This is a genomic window from Massilia norwichensis, from assembly GCF_024753245.1.
GTDB lineage: Bacteria > Pseudomonadota > Gammaproteobacteria > Burkholderiales > Burkholderiaceae_D > Telluria > Telluria norwichensis.
In genome coordinates this window covers 18,580-38,071 of the sequence record NZ_JANUGX010000023.1, presented here as the reverse complement: position 1 = coordinate 38,071, position 19,492 = coordinate 18,580, and the positions used below count along the sequence as shown (strand labels likewise).

Annotated in this window: 18 protein-coding genes and 4 tRNA genes; 6 read left to right on the top strand and 16 right to left on the bottom strand. The window is 64.6% G+C overall.

Annotation, left to right across the window (positions count from 1 at the left end; genetic code table 11):
* Positions 1-51: 51 nt before the first annotated feature.
* The 10 genes from rplJ to NX782_RS18000 all read right to left on the bottom strand — a co-directional run bounded on the left by rplJ (position 52) and on the right by NX782_RS18000 (position 4,910).
* On the bottom strand, positions 52-585 hold the full coding sequence (gene rplJ / locus NX782_RS18045) for a 50S ribosomal protein L10 (protein ID WP_258846867.1): 534 nt from the start codon (positions 583-585) through the stop codon (positions 52-54).
* A gap of 290 nt (positions 586-875) precedes the next feature.
* A complete protein-coding gene (gene rplA / locus NX782_RS18040; protein WP_258846866.1) occupies positions 876-1,571 on the bottom strand; it encodes a 50S ribosomal protein L1 in 696 nt (231 codons plus the stop codon).
* The gene (gene rplK / locus NX782_RS18035; RefSeq protein ID WP_258846865.1) at positions 1,572-2,003 is read right to left on the bottom strand and encodes a 50S ribosomal protein L11; all 432 of its coding nucleotides are present in this window, start codon (positions 2,001-2,003) and stop codon (positions 1,572-1,574) included.
* A gap of 111 nt (positions 2,004-2,114) precedes the next feature.
* Positions 2,115-2,729, bottom strand: coding sequence for a transcription termination/antitermination protein NusG (gene nusG / locus NX782_RS18030; RefSeq protein WP_258846864.1), 615 nt, complete (start codon positions 2,727-2,729; stop codon positions 2,115-2,117).
* On the bottom strand, positions 2,729-3,118 hold the full coding sequence (gene secE / locus NX782_RS18025; protein WP_258846863.1) for a preprotein translocase subunit SecE: 390 nt from the start codon (positions 3,116-3,118) through the stop codon (positions 2,729-2,731). Before secE ends, nusG begins: the two co-directional genes overlap by 1 nt.
* A 36-nt stretch (positions 3,119-3,154) precedes the next feature.
* A tRNA-Trp gene (locus tag NX782_RS18020) sits at positions 3,155-3,230 on the bottom strand.
* 107 nt (positions 3,231-3,337) lie between these two features.
* Positions 3,338-4,528: an elongation factor Tu gene (gene tuf, locus NX782_RS18015; protein ID WP_258846862.1), complete on the bottom strand. Its 1,191-nt coding sequence runs from the start codon at positions 4,526-4,528 to the stop codon at positions 3,338-3,340.
* A gap of 83 nt (positions 4,529-4,611) precedes the next feature.
* Positions 4,612-4,686: transfer RNA gene (locus NX782_RS18010), tRNA-Thr, on the bottom strand.
* 11 nt (positions 4,687-4,697) lie between these two features.
* Positions 4,698-4,771, bottom strand: a tRNA-Gly gene (locus tag NX782_RS18005).
* A gap of 54 nt (positions 4,772-4,825) precedes the next feature.
* Positions 4,826-4,910 (bottom strand) — tRNA-Tyr (locus NX782_RS18000).
* A gap of 208 nt (positions 4,911-5,118) precedes the next feature.
* Here NX782_RS18000 and NX782_RS17995 point away from each other — a divergent pair.
* Positions 5,119-8,379, top strand: coding sequence for an EAL domain-containing protein (locus NX782_RS17995; RefSeq protein ID WP_258846861.1), 3,261 nt, complete (start codon positions 5,119-5,121; stop codon positions 8,377-8,379).
* Here the strand turns inward: NX782_RS17995 and NX782_RS17990 are convergent.
* From NX782_RS17990 to NX782_RS17975, 4 genes are all read right to left on the bottom strand, one after another.
* A complete protein-coding gene (locus NX782_RS17990) occupies positions 8,345-9,907 on the bottom strand; it encodes an HDOD domain-containing protein (RefSeq protein WP_258846860.1) in 1,563 nt (520 codons plus the stop codon). The genes NX782_RS17995 and NX782_RS17990 overlap by 35 nt on opposite strands.
* Entirely contained in the window at positions 9,904-11,529 is a 1,626-nt protein-coding gene (locus tag NX782_RS17985; RefSeq protein WP_258846859.1) for a tetratricopeptide repeat-containing response regulator, read from the bottom strand. The genes NX782_RS17990 and NX782_RS17985 overlap by 4 nt, the downstream gene beginning before the upstream one ends.
* A gap of 166 nt (positions 11,530-11,695) precedes the next feature.
* On the bottom strand, positions 11,696-12,649 hold the full coding sequence (locus NX782_RS17980; RefSeq protein WP_258846858.1) for a J domain-containing protein: 954 nt from the start codon (positions 12,647-12,649) through the stop codon (positions 11,696-11,698).
* Positions 12,650-12,714: 65 nt separating this feature from the next.
* Positions 12,715-13,863 carry a class I SAM-dependent methyltransferase gene (locus NX782_RS17975; RefSeq protein ID WP_258846857.1) on the bottom strand — a complete coding sequence of 383 codons (1,149 nt, stop codon included), beginning with the start codon at positions 13,861-13,863 and terminating at the stop codon, positions 12,715-12,717.
* A gap of 30 nt (positions 13,864-13,893) precedes the next feature.
* On the opposite strand from NX782_RS17975, the gene NX782_RS17970 reads away from it, so the two are divergent.
* The 4 genes from NX782_RS17970 to NX782_RS17955 are packed head-to-tail and all read left to right on the top strand — an operon-like array spanning position 13,894 to position 16,514.
* Positions 13,894-14,691 (top strand): SDR family oxidoreductase, encoded by a 798-nt coding sequence (locus NX782_RS17970; RefSeq protein ID WP_258846856.1) that lies wholly within the window; start codon positions 13,894-13,896, stop codon positions 14,689-14,691.
* A gap of 9 nt (positions 14,692-14,700) precedes the next feature.
* Positions 14,701-15,099, top strand: a complete 399-nt coding sequence (locus NX782_RS17965) for a dihydroneopterin aldolase (RefSeq protein WP_258846855.1) — start codon at positions 14,701-14,703, stop codon at positions 15,097-15,099.
* A complete protein-coding gene (ttcA, locus tag NX782_RS17960; RefSeq protein ID WP_258846854.1) occupies positions 15,096-16,007 on the top strand; it encodes a tRNA 2-thiocytidine(32) synthetase TtcA in 912 nt (303 codons plus the stop codon). The genes NX782_RS17965 and ttcA overlap by 4 nt, the downstream gene beginning before the upstream one ends.
* A gap of 12 nt (positions 16,008-16,019) precedes the next feature.
* Positions 16,020-16,514 carry a SixA phosphatase family protein gene (locus NX782_RS17955; protein WP_258846853.1) on the top strand — a complete coding sequence of 165 codons (495 nt, stop codon included), beginning with the start codon at positions 16,020-16,022 and terminating at the stop codon, positions 16,512-16,514.
* Between the two features lie 6 nt (positions 16,515-16,520).
* Here NX782_RS17955 and NX782_RS17950 read toward each other — a convergent pair whose 3' ends face one another.
* On the bottom strand, positions 16,521-17,153 hold the full coding sequence (locus NX782_RS17950) for an HAD family hydrolase (RefSeq protein ID WP_258846852.1): 633 nt from the start codon (positions 17,151-17,153) through the stop codon (positions 16,521-16,523).
* A gap of 167 nt (positions 17,154-17,320) precedes the next feature.
* Here NX782_RS17950 and NX782_RS17945 point away from each other — a divergent pair, with 167 nt between their 5' ends.
* The gene (locus NX782_RS17945; protein WP_258846851.1) at positions 17,321-18,604 is read left to right on the top strand and encodes a sugar MFS transporter; all 1,284 of its coding nucleotides are present in this window, start codon (positions 17,321-17,323) and stop codon (positions 18,602-18,604) included.
* Here the strand turns inward: NX782_RS17945 and NX782_RS17940 are convergent.
* The gene (locus tag NX782_RS17940) at positions 18,547-19,419 is read right to left on the bottom strand and encodes a glycosyltransferase family protein (protein WP_258846850.1); all 873 of its coding nucleotides are present in this window, start codon (positions 19,417-19,419) and stop codon (positions 18,547-18,549) included. The two genes, NX782_RS17945 and NX782_RS17940, sit on opposite strands and share 58 nt — an antisense overlap.
* Between the last annotated feature and the right edge of the window lie 73 nt (positions 19,420-19,492).

The following is a 19,492-nucleotide window of genomic DNA, read 5'->3' as shown; positions in this document are numbered from 1 at the left end:
AAACTCCAAATATTTGATGTGTGATTAGTACTTGAGCAAAAAGGCCAGGGCTTATTCAGCCGCTGCCGGTTCCGCTGCGGCTTCTGCCGGTGCGGCGCCTTCGCCTTTTTGTGCTGCCACGGCAGCCAGAACTCGTGCAAAGCCGGAAACCGGAGCCTGCATGACGCCCAGCAGCTGGGCGATGAGGACTTCACGGCTCGGGATGCTTGCCAGCGCGTTGACGCCAGCGACATCCAGGTTCTTACCAGCGTAGTTACCACCCATGACCTTGAGCTTGTCGTTGGTCTTGGAGAAGTCGCTGATTACCTTGGCTGCTGCCACGGCGTCGTCCGAGATCGAGTAGATCAGCGGACCAACCATGGTGTCAGCCAGCGGTGCGAACTGGGTGCCTTCCACAGCGCGACGAGCCAGCGTGTTCTTCAGAACACGCAGGTACACGCCCTGCGAACGAGCATTTGCACGGAGTTTCGTCAGAGCACTAACCTGGATGCCACGGTACTCGGCGACGACGATGGTTTGCGCGGTTGCTACTTTTGCGCTAACTTCTTCGACGACGACCTTTTTGTCATTCAGATTAAGACCCACGGTCAATCTCCTTAAATGATGCGAGGATTATTCCCCGTATCGGTTCGAACACGGCGTCCGAAGTTAAGAAGTACGACAAAGCATCGACTACAAAACTTGTTCGGGTTCGCCATCTGCGTTGGGTGTTGTATTAACCTCCGGCTCAACCTCTGCTTTCGGCCCAACGGTCTTTGATTGCCTGGCGGGGTTCAGTCCGCCAGCCCAAAGATCTGCCCCGCGATGAAACTACGAGGACTAAAACTTTAAAACTTGGCCCCCCGCCTGCGCGGGGGCGACGATACGACCGTCGATTACGCAGCCAGGGTGCCCTGGTCGACGCGGACGCCAGCGCCCATGGTCGACGAGATGGCGACCTTACGCAGGTACACGCCTTTCGACGATGCCGGCTTGGCCTTGTTCAGTGCGTCGATCAGTGCAACCAGGTTCGACTTCAGCTGGTCGTCCGAGAACGACTTGCGGCCGATGGTGGCGTGCACGATACCAGCCTTGTCGGTACGGTACTGGACCTGACCGGCTTTGGCGTTCTTGACGGCGCCAGCCACGTCCGGGGTCACGGTGCCGACCTTCGGGTTCGGCATCAGGCCGCGCGGGCCCAGGATCTGACCCAGGGTACCGACGATACGCATGGTGTCCGGCGAAGCGATCACGATGTCGAACGGCATGTCGCCGGCCTTCACGCGCTCTGCCAGGTCTTCCATACCGACGATGTCGGCGCCGGCGGCTTTAGCCTGCTCGGCCTTGTCGCCTTGTGCGAACACAGCGACGCGGACGGTCTTGCCGGTACCGGCCGGCAGAACGACGGAACCACGAACAACCTGGTCCGACTTCTTCGGGTCCACGCCCAGCTGGACGGCGACGTCGATCGACTCGTTGAACTTGGCGGTAGCGAATTCTTTGACGATTGCAACAGCGTTGTCGAAAGCGTAGACCTTGTTACGATCCACTTTGGCTTTCATTTCTTTGACGCGCTTGGACAGCTTAGCCATTTAGATACCCTCCACCGTGATGCCCATCGAACGTGCCGAGCCGGCGATGACGCGCACAGCAGCGTCCAGGTCGGCAGCGGTCAGGTCCGGCTGTTTGGTTTTTGCGATTTCTTCAGCCTGAGCACGGGTCAGGGTGCCGACCTTGTCGGTGTGCGGCTTGGCCGAACCCTTGGTGACGCCCGACAGCTTCTTGATCAGGTAGGTTGCCGGCGGGGTCTTCATCTCGAAGGTGAAGGACTTGTCCGCGAAGGCGGTGATCACGACCGGAATCGGCATACCCGGCTCCATGCCTTGGGTCTTGGCGTTGAACGCCTTGCAGAATTCCATGATGTTCAGACCGCGCTGGCCGAGGGCCGGGCCGATCGGAGGGGACGGGTTTGCTTTACCAGCCGGCACTTGCAGCTTGATAAAACCGATGATTTTCTTTGCCATGATGGCTCCTAATCTCTCGATTGAGTGGTAGCGCTCCGCCGATACCACTTATCCGGCGGAGCTCCTCTTATCGGATTCCGCCTAGCTGCTGCGACGCTCCGACTACGCGTTTTAGACTTTCTCTACCTGCCCGAACTCCAGTTCCACCGGAGTTGCGCGGCCGAAGATGGTGACAGTGACACGCACCTTCGATTTTTCGTAGTTGACTTCTTCGACGTTGCCGTTGAAGTCGGTGAACGGGCCTTCCTTGATACGCACCTGCTCGCCCACTTCGTACAGCACCTTGGGCCGCGGCTTTTCGACGCCTTCCTGGACCTGCTGCATGATCTTGTCGATTTCGCGGGCCGGGATCGGGGTCGGCTTGTTGCTCTTGCCGCCGATGAAGCCGGTGACTTTCGGCGTGTTCTTCACGAGGTGCCAGGTCTCGTCGGTCATTTCCATCTCGACCAGCACATAGCCCGGGAAGAAGCGGCGCTCGGACACCGATTTGCTGCCGTTCTTGACCTCGACCACTTCTTCGGTCGGGACCAGGATGCGGCCGAACTGTTCGGTCATGCCAGCGCGCTCGATACGATCGGTCAGGCCGCGCATCACGCTCTTTTCCATGCCGGAATAGACATGCACGACGTACCAGCGCTTGTTGCTGACCGGAGTACTCAGCGGCGCACCAGCGTCTTGTGCCGGGGCGTCGCCCGGCACGTTATCTTGCTGCACGTTATCGCTCATTATTGTTTCCACCCCAGGATCACGTCGTACATCAGGAATTCAAGAATCTTATCCGTGCCCCACAGGAAAATCGCCATCATCAGGACGAAACCGAAGACCACCATCGTGATCTGGGTTGCTTCCTTGCGGGTGGGCCAAACAACCTTCTTCGTCTCACGCACGGACTCCTTGGCGAAGCCCAGGAAGTCGCGTCCGGTAGCGGACGTCCACAACAGCAGGACGGCAATGAGCAAACCAGCCACGAGTGCGCCTGCGCACACCAGAGCTGGTTTGTTCTGGCCTTTCAGAACGAAAAAGCCAACCACGCCTGCAATCGTAGCAACCACTGCCAGCGCAACCTTGAACTTGTCGTTCGAGGTGCTGACGGTTTGCACGGATTGATTAGACATACTTATTTACTTTCGGGTGCTGGGCACCGAATTCGGTGGCAGGGGAGGAGGGAATCGAACCCGCGACCTTCGGTTTTGGAGACCGACGCTCTGCCAATTGAGCTACTCCCCTACATAAACTTCTAGCTGAATCGAGCATTATACGCGGTGCGGACGCACCGCGCAATACTCTGTTGTTGGGAGGAACAGAAACGTTCCTCCCGGAGGTACATCTACTACTTAGGCGATGATCTTGGCAACCACGCCGGCGCCGACGGTACGGCCACCTTCGCGGATTGCGAAGCGCAGACCTTCTTCCATCGCGATCGGAGCGATCAGCTTGACGGTGATCGACACGTTATCGCCCGGCATCACCATTTCTTTGTCGGCCGGCAGAACGATCGAGCCGGTCACGTCGGTGGTACGGAAGTAGAACTGCGGACGGTAGTTGTTGAAGAACGGGGTGTGACGACCACCTTCGTCTTTCGACAGCACGTACACTTCGCCGGTGAAGTCGGTGTGCGGCTTGATCGAGCCCGGCTTGGCCAGAACCTGACCACGCTGGACGTCTTCACGCTTGGTACCGCGCAGCAGCAGGCCGACGTTGTCGCCAGCTTGACCCTGGTCCAGCAGCTTGCGGAACATTTCCACGCCGGTGCAGGTGGTCTTCACGGTGTCGATGATACCGACGATTTCGATCTCTTCGCCGACCTTGATGATGCCGCGCTCGACACGACCGGTCACCACGGTACCGCGGCCCGAGATCGAGAACACGTCTTCAACCGGCATCAGGAAGGCGCCGTCAACGGCACGTTCCGGGGTCGGGATGTACGAATCCAGTGCGTCAGCCAGTTGCATGATGGCGTCTTCGCCCAGCGGACCAGCCTGGCCTTCCAGCGCCATACGAGCCGAACCCTTGATGATCGGCAGGTCGTCGCCCGGGAACTCGTACTTCGACAGCAGCTCGCGCACTTCCATTTCGACCAGTTCCAGCAGCTCTTCGTCGTCGACCAGGTCGCACTTGTTCAGGAACACGATGATGTACGGAACGCCAACCTGACGCGCCAGCAGGATGTGCTCGCGGGTCTGCGGCATCGGGCCGTCAGCGGCCGAGCACACCAGGATCGCGCCGTCCATCTGCGCAGCACCGGTAATCATGTTCTTGATGTAGTCGGCGTGGCCTGGGCAGTCAACGTGAGCGTAGTGACGGTTTGCGGTCTCGTACTCGACGTGCGCGGTGTTGATGGTGATGCCGCGTGCTTTTTCTTCCGGAGCCGCGTCGATCTGATCGTAGGCCTTGGCTTCACCGCCGAATTTCTTCGACAGAACGGTTGCGATAGCAGCCGTCAGGGTGGTTTTGCCGTGGTCAACGTGACCAATGGTGCCGACGTTGACGTGCGGCTTGGTCCGTTCGAATTTTTCCTTTGCCATTCTTGACTCCTAAGATCCTAACGATGTTTGAAATTACCAGGCACGTCTGACGGTCGAGTACAGCTGACTGCCGATTTAAATTCTGGTGCCCTTGACGTGGATTGAACACGTGGCCTCTCCCTTACCAAGGGAGTGCTCTACCACTGAGCTACAAGGGCTGATTTGAAACTGGAGCGGGTGAAGGGAATCGAACCCTCGTCATAAGCTTGGAAGGCTTCAGCTCTACCATTGAGCTACACCCGCACGAGGTACTTCTCAACTCAACTGCTTTCGATTCACAACACGATCAACGCTTTTTGGTGGTGGGGGCTGGATTCGAACCAGCGTACTCAGAGAGGGCAGATTTACAGTCTGCTGCCTTTAACCACTCGGCCACCCCACCGCGAAGAACCGCAGAGTATGAAGCACGGACAAACTTCTGTCAACTATCGTTTCATCAGAACTGATCTGACTCACACAGTGTCGTTGCTTCGGGGCGTGATTGTAGCGACCCAACCGCAACTCCGCAAGGGCTGTTTTCAGAATAATCAAGATAAGCGCCGTGTATTGACGGAAGAGGCTAGACTTCCCCAAAACACGGGGCTTCCAACATGGTCCGCATTCCACTGCGCGGTACGGCACGATGGCACTGGTCACAGCTGCTGTTGGCGAACCTGTTCGTTGTCGGCATCTATGTCGCGATGCGCTTCATCAGCGACACGCTCGACCTCCCGCCCGGCTACGCCACCCCAGTCTTCCTGCCGGCCGGCGCCGGCTTCGCGCTGGCGGTCACCACCGGCTGGCGCATCCTGCCCGCGATTGCGCTGGGCGCGGCGCTGCTGCACCTGCCCGGCAGCTGGCTCGGGCCCGATGCCACCCCCTCCGCCGGCGCCGTGATCCTGGCCGTCACCACGCTCGGCTCGGTGCTGCAGGCCTGGCTGGGCGCACGCTGGTTCCGGCGCCTGGCGCGCCCTGCCCTCGATTCGGCGCGCGACGTCGGCCGCTTCCTGGTACTGGCCCCGCTGATGTGCCTGATCAACGCCAGCATGAGCGTGTCGGCGCTGTACTGGCTGGGCCTGGTCCCGCCCGCCGAAACCTGGGGCAACTGGGTCAACTGGTGGGCCGGCGACACCATCGGCGTGCTGCTGGCCGCCCCGCTGGTCTGGATCATCTGCGGGCGCCCGCGTCCCTTGTGGCGCCGCCGCGCCCTGCCGGTGGCCCTGCCCCTGATGCTGGCGGCGACGGCGGTGGTGGCGATCTACGAGCAGGCGGTCGAATGGGAAACCGAACAGCACCTGCAGCCTTACCGCCTCAAGGCCCAGCAGGTGGCCGACGGCATGCAGGCCGAATTGAACGAGCATGAACGCTTCGTCGGCACCTTCGCGCGCACCCTCGGCGCCGAAGAAAAATACATGGCGCGCGACAAGTTCCTGCGGATCGCCAGAGGCTATGTGGACGGGCGCCGCGACATCATCGGCCTGAACTGGATGGTGCCGGTCACGAATGCCGAGCGCGCCGGCTTCGAAGCCTGGGTCCGCGCCGAGATCGACCCGGCCTTTCCCGGCCTGCGCGAAGTAGGTCCGGACCGCAAGATGCGGCGCGCCGGCGAGCGCCCGCTCTACCTGCCGATGCTCTACACCTGGCCGCCCTCCAACAGCTTCATGCGCGGCATCGACTTCATGACCGCACCCGAGCGTGCCGACGTGACCCGGCGCGCCCTGCGCAGCAGCCAGCCGCTGGCCTCGGCGCCGCTGCAGCTGGTCAGCACCGGCGACACCGGCGTCGTGCTGTTCCGCGCAGTGGGCGAGCCCGGCCTGCCGCCTGTCGGCATGCTGGCCCTGGTGCTGGACACCCACACCTTCGTCGAACAGGCCGTCAAGCGCAGCGGCTTCGGCGGCTTCGTCTACAGCCTGGCCGACGTTACCGAGCGCAAGCCGCGCGCCCTGGTGGGCGATATCCTGCGCCCCGTCCACCGCGCCGACTACCGCGTCAAGCTCAGCTACGGCGGGCGCAACTATGCGCTGCGCTTTTCGCCGACGCCAGCCTACATGGAAGCGCAGCGCGGCCTGGTCAGCTGGACCGTGCTGACCGCCGGCCTGCTGCTGACTGCACTGCTGGGTGCGCTGATGCTGCTCACCAGCGGCGAACGCGCGGCGATCGAAGCACAGGTGCTTGACCGCACCGCACGCCTGCGCGACCGCGAGGCGCGCCTGCAGGCCATCCTCGACAACGCCGGCGACGCCATCCTCACCGTCGATGCGGGCGGCGTGGTGGTGTCGAGCAACCCGGCCACGGCGGCCCTGTTCGGCTATCCGCAGAACCACCTGCCCGGCCTGGACTTCACTACCCTGGTGCCGGGCGCCACCGGCGAAGACGGCGCCGAACTGCTGCGGCGCATGCACGGCGCCGCCCTCGATGAGCGCGAACTGAGCGGCATCGACGCACGCGGCCAGCCCTTCCCGCTGGCGCTGTCGGTGTCGCTGGTCGAGCTGCCCGGCGAACGGATGTACGTCTGCATCCTGCGCGACCTGACCGAGCAGCACCGCTCGCAGGCCCACATCCATCGCCTGGCCCACCACGACCCGCTCACCGGCCTGGAAAACCGCGCCGCGCTCGGTATGCGGCTGGAGCAGCAGCTGGCGCTGGCGCGCCGTTCGGGGATGGCGCTGGCGGTGCTGTTCATCGACCTCGACCACTTCAAGAAGATCAACGATTCGCTCGGTCACCAGGCCGGCGACCAGCTGCTGGTGGGCGCCAGCGCACGCATGAAGGACCTGCTGCGCGACGTCGATACTCTGGCGCGCCTGGGTGGCGACGAATTCATCATCGTGCTGGGCGGGCCGCTCACGCCCGACAGCGTGACGACGGTGGCGGTGCGCCTGGTCGAATCGCTGCAGCAGCCGTATTACCTGAACGGCATCACCGCGCACAGCGGCGCCAGCGTCGGCGTGGCCCTGTTCCCGGACGACGGCGAGGATGCCGACACCCTGGTGCGGCATGCCGACATGGCGATGTACGCCGCCAAGCGCGACGGCCGCGGCAATTTCCGGTTCTTCTCGCCGGCGATGAACGCCGCCACCCACGAGCACCTGATGCTGGAAACGAAAATGTGGGCGGCGCTCGAGCGCGGCGGCTTCGAGGTCCACCTGCAGGCCCAGGTCTCGCTCGAGACCGGGCGCGTGATCGGCGCCGAGGCGCTGCTGCGCTGGCACGACCCGGAGCTGGGCAGCATCGAACCGAGCCGCTTCATCCCGATCGCCGAGGAATCCGGCCTGATCCTGCCGCTCGGCGACTGGGTACTGGCGCGCGCCATGGCCCTGCTGGCGGAATGGCAGCACGAGGGACTCGGTGGCTTGCGGCTGGCGGTCAACCTGTCGGCACGCCAGTTCGGCGGCGGCGCTCTGCTGTCGCGCCTGGATCAACTGCTGGCCCAGCACCAGATCGACCCCTCGCGGCTGGAGCTGGAGATCACCGAAACGGCCGCCATGCGCGACCCGGAAAACACCCGCGCCCTACTGCGCCAGCTGCGCGCGCGCGGCTTCAAGCTGGCGATCGACGACTTCGGCACCGGCTACTCTTCGCTGGCCTACCTGAAGCTGTTCGCGATCGACCGCATCAAGATCGACCGCGGCTTCGTGAAGGATATCGAGCACGATCCGAACGACGCCGCGATCGTCGGCGCGACGATCGGGCTGGCGCATTCGCTGGGCTTGTCGGTGGTGGCGGAAGGGGTGGAAACCCAGGCGCAATGGGGCTTCCTGCGCGACAAGCGCAGCGACGAAGCCCAGGGCTACCTGTTCGGCCGGCCGATGCCGGCGCGCGAGTTCGGCGAGTTCGTCAGGGCGCAAGCGCAGCCAGTACCTGGCCCTTGAGCGCCTTGATCAGCGAAGTCTCGTCCGGCGGCACGCCTTCCGGTGCGGTCTGGGTGCGGTCGGCATAGAACAGGCCGAGCTGGGCCTGGCCGACCACCAGCGGCAGCACGATGAAGCTCTTCGCATCCGGCAGCAGCTGGCGGTGCCAGGACGGCAGCAGGTCGCGGATCTTCGGGCTGGACGCATCCGAGATCATCAGGTCGGCATTGTTCGCCATCGCCAGGAAGAACAGGTCGCGGTTCGCCGCTGCGCTTGCGCCGGCCGCCGGAAAGGCAAACCCGGCCTGGGTCGCCGCCTTGTCGGCGCCGAAGGACACGCGGGCGCGGTACTGGCCGCTGCGCACGTCCTTCAGCACCACGGTGGCGAAACGGAAGCCCATCGCCGTATAGAGCGTCTCCAGCACGGCCAGCACCACATCGTTGACCTTGTGCGTGCCCGACGCGCGCATTTGCGTCACGTCCTGCACCCCCGCCAGCAACAGTTCGCGCGCGTTCTTCGGCTTGCCGCTGGGGTAGCTGCCCTGCTCTTCTTCGCCCGCGCCCAGGGTCGCCAGCAACAGCACGTTGGGCAGGCCGTCGCTCTCGCCTTCGGGCGGACGCGGCGCCGGCTCCAGATTCATGCTCTGCAGCAGGCCGCTCATCTCGCGCGCCACCGCGCCGAACAGTTCGTCGAGCTGCTGGCCGTCGATGTTCAGCGCATGGCCGTAGCGCGCCAGCAGGGCTTGCGCTTCCTGGCTGCCGGCCGGGTCGCCGGGTCTGGCCAGCAGGCGCGCCACGTCGAGGCTGAAGGATGCCACCTGGCGCATCCATTCGCCGCGGTTGACGGCCACCTTCAGCGCGCCATCCGCCAATGGACGCTGGGCCCGCATGATCACGTCCGGGATCTTCCATTCGCCCAGCACCGCCTCCGACAAGGCATCGTAGCTGCAGCCGAGGATCATCTGCGCCGCCTGGCCGAGCTTGTGCTTGCCGGAGGCAACCAGGGCGCCGATCTCGCGGTAGCGTTCATGCGCGTGGGATGCCACCAGCAGCGGGCCCAGGTTCTTGAACAGCGCGCCTATCGAGGCTTCCTCCGCCCCCTGGTAAAAGCTGTGGCGCGCCATCTCGCGGCCGACCAGGCTGGCGCACAGCGAGGCTTCCAGCTCGATCCGCACGCTCCAGGCGTGCTCGCTGCTGGCCAGCGCGTCCACCAGCAGCATCGCCAGCGCAGTGGTCTTGACGTTGTCGAAGCCGAGCAGGGAGATGGCGCGCGAGATCGTGGTGACGGCGGTGCCGTTGGCGGTGCGGTATTTGACGGTATTCGCCAGGCGCAGGATGCGCTGGGTGAGCGCGACGTCGGACAGCACGTAATAGGCCAGCGCATGGGTGCCCTCGTCGTCCGACGAGGCCATCTGCACCACGCGCGCGACCGAGCTGCCGAGCGCGAACATGTCTTCGTCGCCGCAGACCTTGTTCAGCAGCGCGGCACGGACCCGGCGCCCGTCTGGAATCTCGTCCGGTGCCAATGGTGGAAGGGAACCTGCTTTCATTTCCGTCGCGGTGCCTTGTTGTATTTCTTCAGCACCTGCTGGTGCAGGCCGGCCAGCGCCGGCAGTTTGGGGTTGACCGGGTCGAGGCGGCGCACGGCGGCGATATACACGATCGCCTGCTGGCCCAGGCGCTCTTCCCAGCCGTTGTTGTCGAGGCATTTCAGGACCGCCAGGGCGGCGTTGAACACCACCTGCGGGTTGTCGGGCAGCTTGGCGACTGCTTCCTGCATCAGCGCCACCGCCCCCTTGAAGTCGCCTTCCCTGGCTTTGGCGGCGCCGCCGGCGACCAGGTCGACCACCTGCTGGCGGCTTTCCCTGGCCAGTTGCTGGGCCAGGTCGCCATGGCCGGTCTTCTCGAACACCGCCATCGCGCGGCCGATCGCGGCGCCGTCCTTGGCATTGCGCATCACTTCGCGCATCACTTCGGCCGCGCCCTCTTCCATGTTGTTTTCGATCGCCACCCGCGCCAGTTCCAGCTTGAGGTCGGGCGCCAGCGCCGGCGCATCCTTGCTGGCCGCCAGCGCCGCGATCAGCGATTCGTTCAGGCGCGCCTCGTTGCCGGTGTATTCATGCACCATGCTGGAGGCGATCGCGCTGCACAGCGCCGCCCCCTTCTGGTAGGCCATCGACTTGTCGAGGTCGCGGATCACGGCCGCCGCCTGCACCGGGTCGCCCTTGCGCACCAGGGTCTGCACCAGGCGCACGTGGTCTTGCGGGTCCTTGAATTCCGAGTATTTGGCCTTGCTGACGACCTGCTTCAGCACTTTTTCCGCGGTGTCGTGGTCGCCGGCTTCGAGCGCGGTCTCGCCCAGCTTGCGCAGGCGCCGCACCGCATGCGGCGAGACGGCCACGGCATCGCCCAGCACCGCCTGCGCCTGCTCCAGCGCGCCGACCGCCTCATGGGTGCGGGCCAGCCAGTCGTAGGCATCGACGAAGTTCTTGTTGGTGTCGACCAGGTCTTCGAGCAGGTCCTGCGCCTCGTGGAAGCGCTCGCGCAGGAACAGGGTCTTGGCCAGGCCCAGTCGCGCCCAGGCAATCGCCTTGGCGTCGATCAGGCGCCGGTAGATCGGCTCGGCCAGTTCCGGCTCGCCGAGGAACATGTGCAGTTCGGCGCGCAGGCGCAGGAAGTCGATCGCATGGCGCGGATGCTTTTCCTCGCCCTCGATGCAGAGGTCGATGGCTTCGCGCTGGTTGCCGGACTCCATCAGTTCGTACACCGGCAGGAACACATTGCGCTTGTCCAGCGCACGGGCGATGCGCTCGAGCAGGCGGTCGGCGGTGAAGGGTTTCAGGATGTAGTCGGTGGGACCGAGCTCGGCGGCGCTGACGACCTTGCCGTAATCGCCCTCGGCCGTCACCATGAAGAACATGGTCGACAGCGGCATCAGCTTGTGGTGGCGCACGTCTTCGAGCAGTTGCTGGCCGTCCTGGCCGCCTTCGAGCGCGTATTCGCACAGCACCAGGTCGTAATGCTTGAGGCCGAGATGCTTGACGGCCTGATTGGAACTGCCGGCATGATCGACCTTGCTCAGGCCGCACATGGTCAACATGTTATGGATCGTCGCCCGCATCCCGGCATGCGGCTCGATGATCAGGGCGTTGAGCCCGTCTAATTCGTTCATATCCCGGTTTTTCCGATTTGCCTGCGTTGGGCTGGGCTGCAGGCTGCATGGGCCCGCGGCTGCCCGAGTATATTACGTCCAGGGAACAAAATACTTACTCACCGCAGAGCAGCGGCAGGAACTGTCTCAGAAAACCACACTTTGCTGCCGCCGGCAGCGGCGGGGATCAGCGGGCGGCCGCCTGGCGCAGGCCGGTAGAACGGCGGCCATTCACGCATTCGCTGCGCGAACCGCCGACCAGGATGTTCTGGTAGCGCACCTCGTACTTGCCGGCCGAGAGCTTGTCGACCAGGAACTTGGCGCGTCCCAGCACGTAGGCATGGCGCACATTCGAGCGGCGGTCCATGTCGTAGACCTTGACCAGCACCGGCGAGGGATTGTTGCTGTTGTCGATGAGGATCTGCATTTCCTCGCCCTGGTTACCGACCGGGAAGCTGTCGATGTAGCCGGACTGGGCCGGCCACGGATCGCCGTTCGGCGAGACCTGGCTCTGCAGATCGGTATCGCAGTCGGGGGCGCGCGCCGGCACCACCAGCTGGGTCGTGCCGAGGGCCTTGATGTCGGGCGGCGCATCGGACTGGCCCGCGGGGCGGGCCCAGCCGTCATTGCTGGTGTCGGCGCCGAGCGGATCGGGCGGGGAATTCGGGGGCGTCACCGCAGGCGGCTTGCCGGCCCAGGCCAGGGCCGAGGGCAGCACTTTCGGCGGATCGACCAGCAGGATGGTCAGCACCACGCCGCCGGCAAAAAAGGCCAGCATCCCGCCCCACCAGCGCGGCGCCAGCAGGAAGCGCCAGCGCGCCGGCGCCTCGACCTGGCGCGGTTCCCACTGCGGGTCGCCATGCGGGCGCGGGCGGCCTTCATCGCCGTGGGAGCTTTCCAGCCACTCCACTTCCCATTCTTCCGACGCGATCCAGTCGTCGTGCTCCTTGCGGCGGATGGGGTCGGACAGGATGTTGTAGGCGGTATTGACGATCGCCATGATGCGGGCGGCACGTTCGTCGCCCGGATTCTTGTCGGGATGGTATTTCTGGCTCAGCGCCTTGTAGGCCGCACGAATGACTTCCTGAGGCGCGTGGCGCGACACCTTCAGATTGTCATAGTGTGTGTGGATTTTGGCCATAAAGTCGGAGCATAGTGACGGTACAGCATAGCCGGGTTTATATCCGGCGCGCAAGTTGTCAGATTTTAAAGCCGGTGGCTACGGTCCGCACGCACAATTGCAGGGTCAAGCGCCACATCTTTCCCGACCAGCAGGACCTTGAAGAGTTCCCCCATCTCGGCCGGCGATACCAGTTTCTGCACTGCCTTTGATTGCGGCAGGTAGCGCAGCGCATCTTCGGGGTCGGTGCGCAGCAGCAGTTCGCCGATTCCGGCCGCCAGCAGGAAGGAAGCCTGGTTCATGTAGCCGAGCACATCCAGGCCGGCATCCTGCGCGGCCAGCGCCATGGCGGTGAAGTCGACGTGGGCGGTGATGTCCTGCAGGCCGGGCAGATAAAAGGGGTCCGGGTGCGCGTGGTGGCGGTAGTGGCACATCAGGGTGCCGCCGGTGCGCTCGTCGAAATAGTATTCGTGGGCCGGGAAGCCGTAGTCGAACAGCAGCGCGGCGCCCTTCCCGTTCTCGAACATCTGCGCCAGCGAACGCATGAAGCCGCAGGCCACCGGGTGGATCTCGGTCAGGTAGCCGTCCTGCAGCTTGTCGTGATCCGGGATCTGGCGCGCGATCTGCTCCAGCAGGGTGGCATCGGCCTGGCCCGGAATCAGGGTAAACGCGCCTGCCTGCACCGTGACGTACTGGCGGCTCCAGCTATCGCCCTCCTTCATGACCAGCTCGACCGGCATGGCATCCAGCACCTCGTTGGCCAGCACCACGCCGTGAAAAGCGTCCGGGAAACCGTTCAGCCAGCGCACCTGGGGGAAATCCTTCAGTGCCTCCTGCTGGCGCGCGCGCAGTTCGCCCGACAGTTCGATGATGGTATAGCTGTCGACCCTGACGCCGAGTTCATCCAGCGCGCTCAGCACGTCGCGTGCCAGCTTGCCGGTGCCGGCGCCGAATTCGATAATGTTGGGGCCACTTTGGGCCATAATAGCGGCGCTTGCCCGCGCCAGCGTGGCGCCGAACAGCGGGCTGATCTCGGGCGCGGTGGTAAAGTCGCCGTCCCTGCCCAGCTTGGCCGCACCGCCGCTGTAATAACCCAGGTTGGGCGCGTACAGCGCGAGTTCCATGAAACGCGAAAACGGGATGGCGCCGCCTTGTTCGGCGATCTCGGCAGCAATCAGGCGCTGCAAAGCCTGGGACGCGGCCAGCGCGTCGCTATTCGGTGCGGGTAGGGACATCCGGCCATTGTAGGACATATCAGGCAGAACATGACAGACACCGCTTCCAAGGACCTCCCCCCGCACGCCGGGCGCGCCCGCGTGGCGCTGGTGACCGGCGCCGGGCGCCGCATCGGCCGCGAAATCGCCCTCGGCATGGCAAAAGCCGGCTGGGACATCGCCGTCCACTACCGCGCCTCGGAAGCCGAGGCGATGGAAGTCGTGCACGCGATCCGGGAACTCGGCCGGCGCGCCGTGGCGCTGCAGGCCGACCTGACGAACGAACACGCCGTGCGTACCCTGCCGCGCCAGGTCGTGCATCTGCTCGGTGCCCTGGATTGCATCGTCAACAACGCTTCGTTGTTCGAATACGACAAGCCGGCCGCCTTTTCGCCGGCCCTGCTGGCGGCCCACATGCAGTGCAACGTGACCGCGCCGCTGCTGCTGGCCTCGGCCCTGCATGCGCAGGTCGCGGAAGGCGGCCAGGCCGTGGTGGTCAACCTGCTCGACCAGAAACTGTACAATCTCAACCCGGATTTTTTGTCGTACACGCTGTCCAAATCGGCACTGCACACGGCGACGACGCTGCTGGCCCAGGCCCTGGCGCCGAAGCTGCGCGTGGTCGGCGTCGCACCCGGCATCACGATGGTGTCCGGCGACCAGACCGAAGACGGCTTCCAGCAGGCCCATACCGTCACGCCGCTGGGGCGCTCGTCCACCCCGCAGGACATCGTCGAGGCCGTCTGCTATGCGGCGAATGCACGCGCCCTGACCGGCACCACCCTGCTCGTCGACGGCGGCCAGCACCTGGTGCCGCTCGAGCGCGACGTGATGTTTTTAACTAAATAAAAGGTTTCTATGTTGTCCGCCCTGTCCCACCCGCAGCTGCGCGATTGCCGCCGGCTGTTCCTGCGCAATTACGAAGTCATGATCAACATCGGCGTGCACGACTTCGAGAAGAAGGGCGAGCAACGCGTCCTGATCAATGTCGAGCTGTTCGTCCCGCTGGCGATGTCGACCCCGAAGGACGACCAGCTGCACGAAGTGGTCGACTACGACTTCATGCGCGAAACCATCGCCAAGCGCATCGCCCAGGGCCATGTGCACCTGCAGGAAACCCTGTGCGACGACGTCGTGAAAGCCATGCTGGCCCACCCGCGCGTGCGCGCCGCCAGCGTGTCGACGATGAAACCGGACGTGTACCCCGACTGCGAAGGCGTCGGCGTCGAAGTATTCCAGATCAAGGATCAAGCATGAGTGAAGTTTTAGAAGTGGCTGACAAACAGGCCGAGAAAGTCGCATACGAGAACAACAAGCTGCACAAGCGCCTGTGCCGCCTGGTCGGCCAGGCGATCGGCGATTTCAACATGATCGAGGATGGCGACAAGGTGATGGTCTGCCTGTCCGGCGGCAAGGACAGCTATGCCCTGCTCGACATCCTGATGACCCTGCGCGAGCGCGCGCCGATCAAGTTCGAACTGGTGGCCGTCAACCTCGACCAGAAGCAGCCCAACTTCCCGGCCGAGGTGCTGCCGGCCTACCTGGACAAGCTGGGCGTGCCGTACCACATCGAGAACCAGGACACCTACAGCATCGTCAAGCGCCTGATCCCGGAAGGCAAAACGACCTGCTCGCTGTGCTCGCGCCTGCGGCGCGGCATCCTGTACCGCGTGGCGGACGAGCTGGGCTGCAACAAGATCGCCCTCGGCCACCACCGCGACGACATCCTCGAGACCTTCTTCCTGAACATGTTCTTCGGCGCGAAGATCAAGGGCATGCCGGCCAAGCTGGTCTCGGACGACGGCAAGCACATGGTGATCCGTCCGCTGGCTTATGTGAAGGAAGCCGACACCGAGCGCTATGCCGAAGTGAAGGGTTTCCCGATCATCCCTTGCGACCTGTGCGGCTCCCAGGAAAACCTGCAGCGCAAGCAGATCAAGGCCATGCTGCGCGACTGGGAAAAGAAGCACCCGGGCCGCGTCGAGAACATCTTCTCGTCGCTCTCCACGGTGGTGCCGTCGCACCTGATGGACCGCGACATGTTCGGCTTCGTCGACCTGAAAACGGACGGCATCGCCAACCCGAACGGCGACATCGCCTTCGACGAAGAACCGTGCTCGACGCCGTCGACCCTGCCGGGCACCATTCCGCTGCAGCCTCTCTAAAGGAAGCATCCGATGAGCACGTTCCGCCGACTGCTGTGCGCCGCACTGGCCGCCGTCTCCCTGCTGCCGGGCCTGGCGGCGGCGGAACCTTCCGCCATCTTTCTGGTGCGTCACGGCGAAAAGCTGGCCGGCCAGGATCCGGACCTGACGCCGCGCGGGCATGAGCGCGCGCGCCACGTCGCCGCGATCCTGCACCGCGCCGGCATCACGGCCATCTTCAGCACCAGGACGGCGCGCACCCGGCAGACGGCGGCGCCGCTGGCCCAGCAGACCGGTTTGACGGTGCAGCTTTACGATCCGCTGGCGCCTCGCGCGCTGGTCGAACAGGTACGCAAGCTGAGCGGCGCGGTAGTGGTGGTCGGGCATTCGAATACGCTGCCGGAGCTGGTGACGCTGTTCGGCGGCGCGCCGGGCACCGATATTGCGGACGATGAGTTCGACCGGCTGTACCAGTTGCTGCCGGGGGCGGACGGCAAGATCAGGACAATCTTGCTGGGAACGCCCTAAAGGCCGCTACAGCAGATCGCACAGCGCGAACAGGGAAGACAAGGCATCCTCCCTGCGCGAGCGTCCCTTGCGGTCCAATAACAGCGCCTGCATCCCGAACCCACGCGGCCCTTCGACATCGGCGTCGACCGTGTCGCCGACCATCAGCACCTCAGCGGGCGCACAGCCCAGCTGTCGGCATGCCTGCGCATAGATCGCGGGATCCGGCTTGATCGCCGCCGCCTCGAAACTCCAGGTATAGGCATCCAGCGCGAGCGGCAGCGCGGCCATGATCGGCGCCGCGTAGTCCAGCGCCAGATTCGAACACAGACCCAGTTTGTAGCCGCGGCCGTGCAAGGCCTGCAGCGTCGGCAGCGTGTCCGCGAAGGGCGCGATGGAGGCGATCTCGGCATTTAAATCGGCAGCGAGCTGCGCGTGCTCGGCCTCGCTCAGGCGGATGCCCAACAGCGCCGCCGCATCCTGCAAGCCGAGCGGCTGCGCCATCAAGGTACGCGCGTCGTCGCTGCCGGGCTGGCGGCCCTGGCGGGCGCCGATCTGCAACAGCCGGCGGAACGGGGCGCGCTTGTCGCCGATCTCGGCGAGCGTGCCGTAGACGTCGAACAGGATAGCTTTGACGGGGTGGCGGTCGAATGTGTTCATCAAGGATGGGCGCTGTGGCTGGGATGGCGTTCCCGGTGGTCGGGCGATCAGACTAGTACGGCATTTATACCAATGAAACATGTCGCTTTCATACCTCTACGCATGTTTTCAAGCCAAAGCCATGTAATATTCCTACCTGCCGCATCAACCCACCCTGGATTATTCTTATGCAAATCGGCCATCCTGCCGGCGCTGCGCAAAGCGACGCCCCTGTGAATCACAACGTCGCCAGCCTGCGCGTCTTCGTGTTCGCCCTGTTCTTCATCTTCGGCGGCATCACCAGCCTGAACGACGTCATCATCCCCAAGCTGAAGGAACTCTTCACGCTCAGCTATGCCCAGGCCATGCTGGTGCAGTCGGCCTTCTTTGCCGCCTATTTCATCGTCTCGCTGCCGGCGGCCGCCATCGTGCGCCGTATCGGCTACATGCGCACCGCCGTGGTCGGCCTGCTGACCATGACCGCCGGCTGCCTGCTGTTCATCCCGGCTGCATCGTCGAGCCTGTTCGGCGCCTTCCTGCTGGCCCTGTTCGTGCTGGCGGCCGGCATCACCATCGTGCAGGTGGTGGCCAATCCGCTGATCTCGATGCTGGGTGCGCCGCAGACGGCCAGCAGCCGCCTGACCTTCGCCCAGGCCTTCAACTCGCTCGGCACCACCGTCTTCCCCTACGTCGGCGCGATCCTGATCCTGGGTTCGCTGGCCCAGGTGGACCAGGCCACGCTGGACGCGGTACAGCTGGCCGCCTACCGCGCGGCAGAAAGCCAGGTCGTGGTCCACACCTACATCGGGCTGGCGATCGCACTGGCCATCGTCGCCGTGATGGTCTGGATCAACCGCAAGAAACTGGTCGAGCACACTAGCCCGCAAGGCAACATCTTCAAAGCCTTCAACCTGCTGCAGCGCCCACGCTTTGCCTTCGGCGCACTGTGCATCTTCCTGTACGTCGGCGCCGAGGTGGCGGTCGGCTCGCTGATCACCAACTACCTGATGCAGGTCGACGTGCTGGGCCTGGAAATGAAAGCGGCCGGCGAGCATATCGGACTGTACTGGGGCGGCGCGATGGTCGGCCGCTTCGTGGGCGCTTTTGTGCTGCGCATCTGCTCACCGGGCAAGGTGCTGGCCACGGCTGGCGGCCTGGCCGCCCTGCTGCTGCTGGTGTCCGCCAACAGCACCGGCGCCGTGTCCGGCTGGTCGCTGCTGGCCATCGGCCTGGTCAATTCGATCATGTTCCCGACCATCTTCACGCTGGCCTCGGAAGGCCTGGGCGAGCGCGCCGCCGAAGGTTCGGGCGTGATCTGCATGGCCATCGTCGGCGGCGCCATCGTGCCGCTGATCACCGGTTTCGCGGCCGACATGTCCAGCCTGCGCATGGCGCTGATCGTGCCGGCCATCTGCTACCTGCTGATCCTGGCCTTCGGCTGGTACGCCCGCCGTCCGCTGCAGAACTGCTGATCCGCTGCCCTTAGCGCCCGGGCATTCACCCGGGCGCGTTCGGGGTCGCGCAGCCAGCCCCATTTGTTGAAGTAGCGCGCGCCCGACACCAGGCGCTGTCCCAGCGTCCGCCAGTCGCGGTACGAACCCCTGCCACCGTCGTGCACCACCGCCACATGCGGCACGAACACCGTGCGCGCGATGCGGCCGACCCGCCGCGACAGATCGACATCCTCGAAATAGTGAAAGAAGCGCTCGTCGAACAGGCCGGCGCGCTGCACGGTCTCGACCCGCATCAGCAGAAAACAGCCGGACAGCGCCGGCACGTCCATCACACGGGTATAGCCGCTGCCATGCAGCTCATAGCGCGCCAGCCGGCCGCTGGATCGGTGCAGCAGCGGAAAGAAGCGCCGCACCAGCAGTTCCAGCGGATGCGGCAGCAGCCTGCACAGCGGCTGCAGGCGGCCGTCCGGATAATGCACGCGCGGCGCCAGCAGGCCGACGTCGGGGTGCTGTTCCATCCACGCCAGCAGCTTGCCGATGCCGTCGAGCGGGATCTGGATGGCGGGGTCGAGGATGAAGTGATAGACGCTGCCGGCGGCGATGGCCTCGCGCAGCGCCAGGTTGTGGGTGCGCGCGTGGCCGGGATTTTCGCGCTGGTGGCGGTAATGCGCGCCGAAGCGCGCGGCCAGGGCGCGCAGCGTCTCGAGCGGGCCCTGCTCGATCAGGTAGACCAGCAGCCCCGGCCGGCCGGTCGTGATGCTGGCCAGCAGGCGCTCGACCTGCTCGGGCGGCTGGCGGCGGCAGACGATGGCGCAGCTGGCCAGCGGGTTCATGACCGCCGCCCCGCTGTCCGCCCATCCCTACTTTGTCGGCTATGCTCTTCCATACAAAGTCAGAGCAGCCGCG

What these genes read in the sequence shown, in the direction of transcription:
- NX782_RS17955 (WP_258846853.1), top strand. Translation starts at nt 16,020, where the DNA reads ATGAGCACGTTCCGCCGACTGCTGTGCGCCGCACTGGCCGCCGTCTCC.
- secE (WP_258846863.1), bottom strand. Translation starts at nt 3,118, where the DNA reads ATGTCTAATCAATCCGTGCAAACCGTCAGCACCTCGAACGACAAGTTC.
- rplA (WP_258846866.1), bottom strand. Translation starts at nt 1,571, where the DNA reads ATGGCTAAGCTGTCCAAGCGCGTCAAAGAAATGAAAGCCAAAGTGGAT.
- tuf (WP_258846862.1), bottom strand. Translation starts at nt 4,528, where the DNA reads ATGGCAAAGGAAAAATTCGAACGGACCAAGCCGCACGTCAACGTCGGC.
- NX782_RS17985 (WP_258846859.1), bottom strand. Translation starts at nt 11,529, where the DNA reads ATGAACGAATTAGACGGGCTCAACGCCCTGATCATCGAGCCGCATGCC.
- NX782_RS17965 (WP_258846855.1), top strand. Translation starts at nt 14,701, where the DNA reads ATGTTGTCCGCCCTGTCCCACCCGCAGCTGCGCGATTGCCGCCGGCTG.
- NX782_RS17945 (WP_258846851.1), top strand. Translation starts at nt 17,321, where the DNA reads ATGCAAATCGGCCATCCTGCCGGCGCTGCGCAAAGCGACGCCCCTGTG.
- nusG (WP_258846864.1), bottom strand. Translation starts at nt 2,729, where the DNA reads ATGAGCGATAACGTGCAGCAAGATAACGTGCCGGGCGACGCCCCGGCA.
- NX782_RS17990 (WP_258846860.1), bottom strand. Translation starts at nt 9,907, where the DNA reads ATGAAAGCAGGTTCCCTTCCACCATTGGCACCGGACGAGATTCCAGAC.
- NX782_RS17975 (WP_258846857.1), bottom strand. Translation starts at nt 13,863, where the DNA reads ATGTCCCTACCCGCACCGAATAGCGACGCGCTGGCCGCGTCCCAGGCT.
- NX782_RS17950 (WP_258846852.1), bottom strand. Translation starts at nt 17,153, where the DNA reads ATGAACACATTCGACCGCCACCCCGTCAAAGCTATCCTGTTCGACGTC.
- NX782_RS17940 (WP_258846850.1), bottom strand. Translation starts at nt 19,419, where the DNA reads ATGAACCCGCTGGCCAGCTGCGCCATCGTCTGCCGCCGCCAGCCGCCC.
- NX782_RS17995 (WP_258846861.1), top strand. Translation starts at nt 5,119, where the DNA reads ATGGTCCGCATTCCACTGCGCGGTACGGCACGATGGCACTGGTCACAG.
- NX782_RS17980 (WP_258846858.1), bottom strand. Translation starts at nt 12,649, where the DNA reads ATGGCCAAAATCCACACACACTATGACAATCTGAAGGTGTCGCGCCAC.
- rplK (WP_258846865.1), bottom strand. Translation starts at nt 2,003, where the DNA reads ATGGCAAAGAAAATCATCGGTTTTATCAAGCTGCAAGTGCCGGCTGGT.
- ttcA (WP_258846854.1), top strand. Translation starts at nt 15,096, where the DNA reads ATGAGTGAAGTTTTAGAAGTGGCTGACAAACAGGCCGAGAAAGTCGCA.
- NX782_RS17970 (WP_258846856.1), top strand. Translation starts at nt 13,894, where the DNA reads ATGACAGACACCGCTTCCAAGGACCTCCCCCCGCACGCCGGGCGCGCC.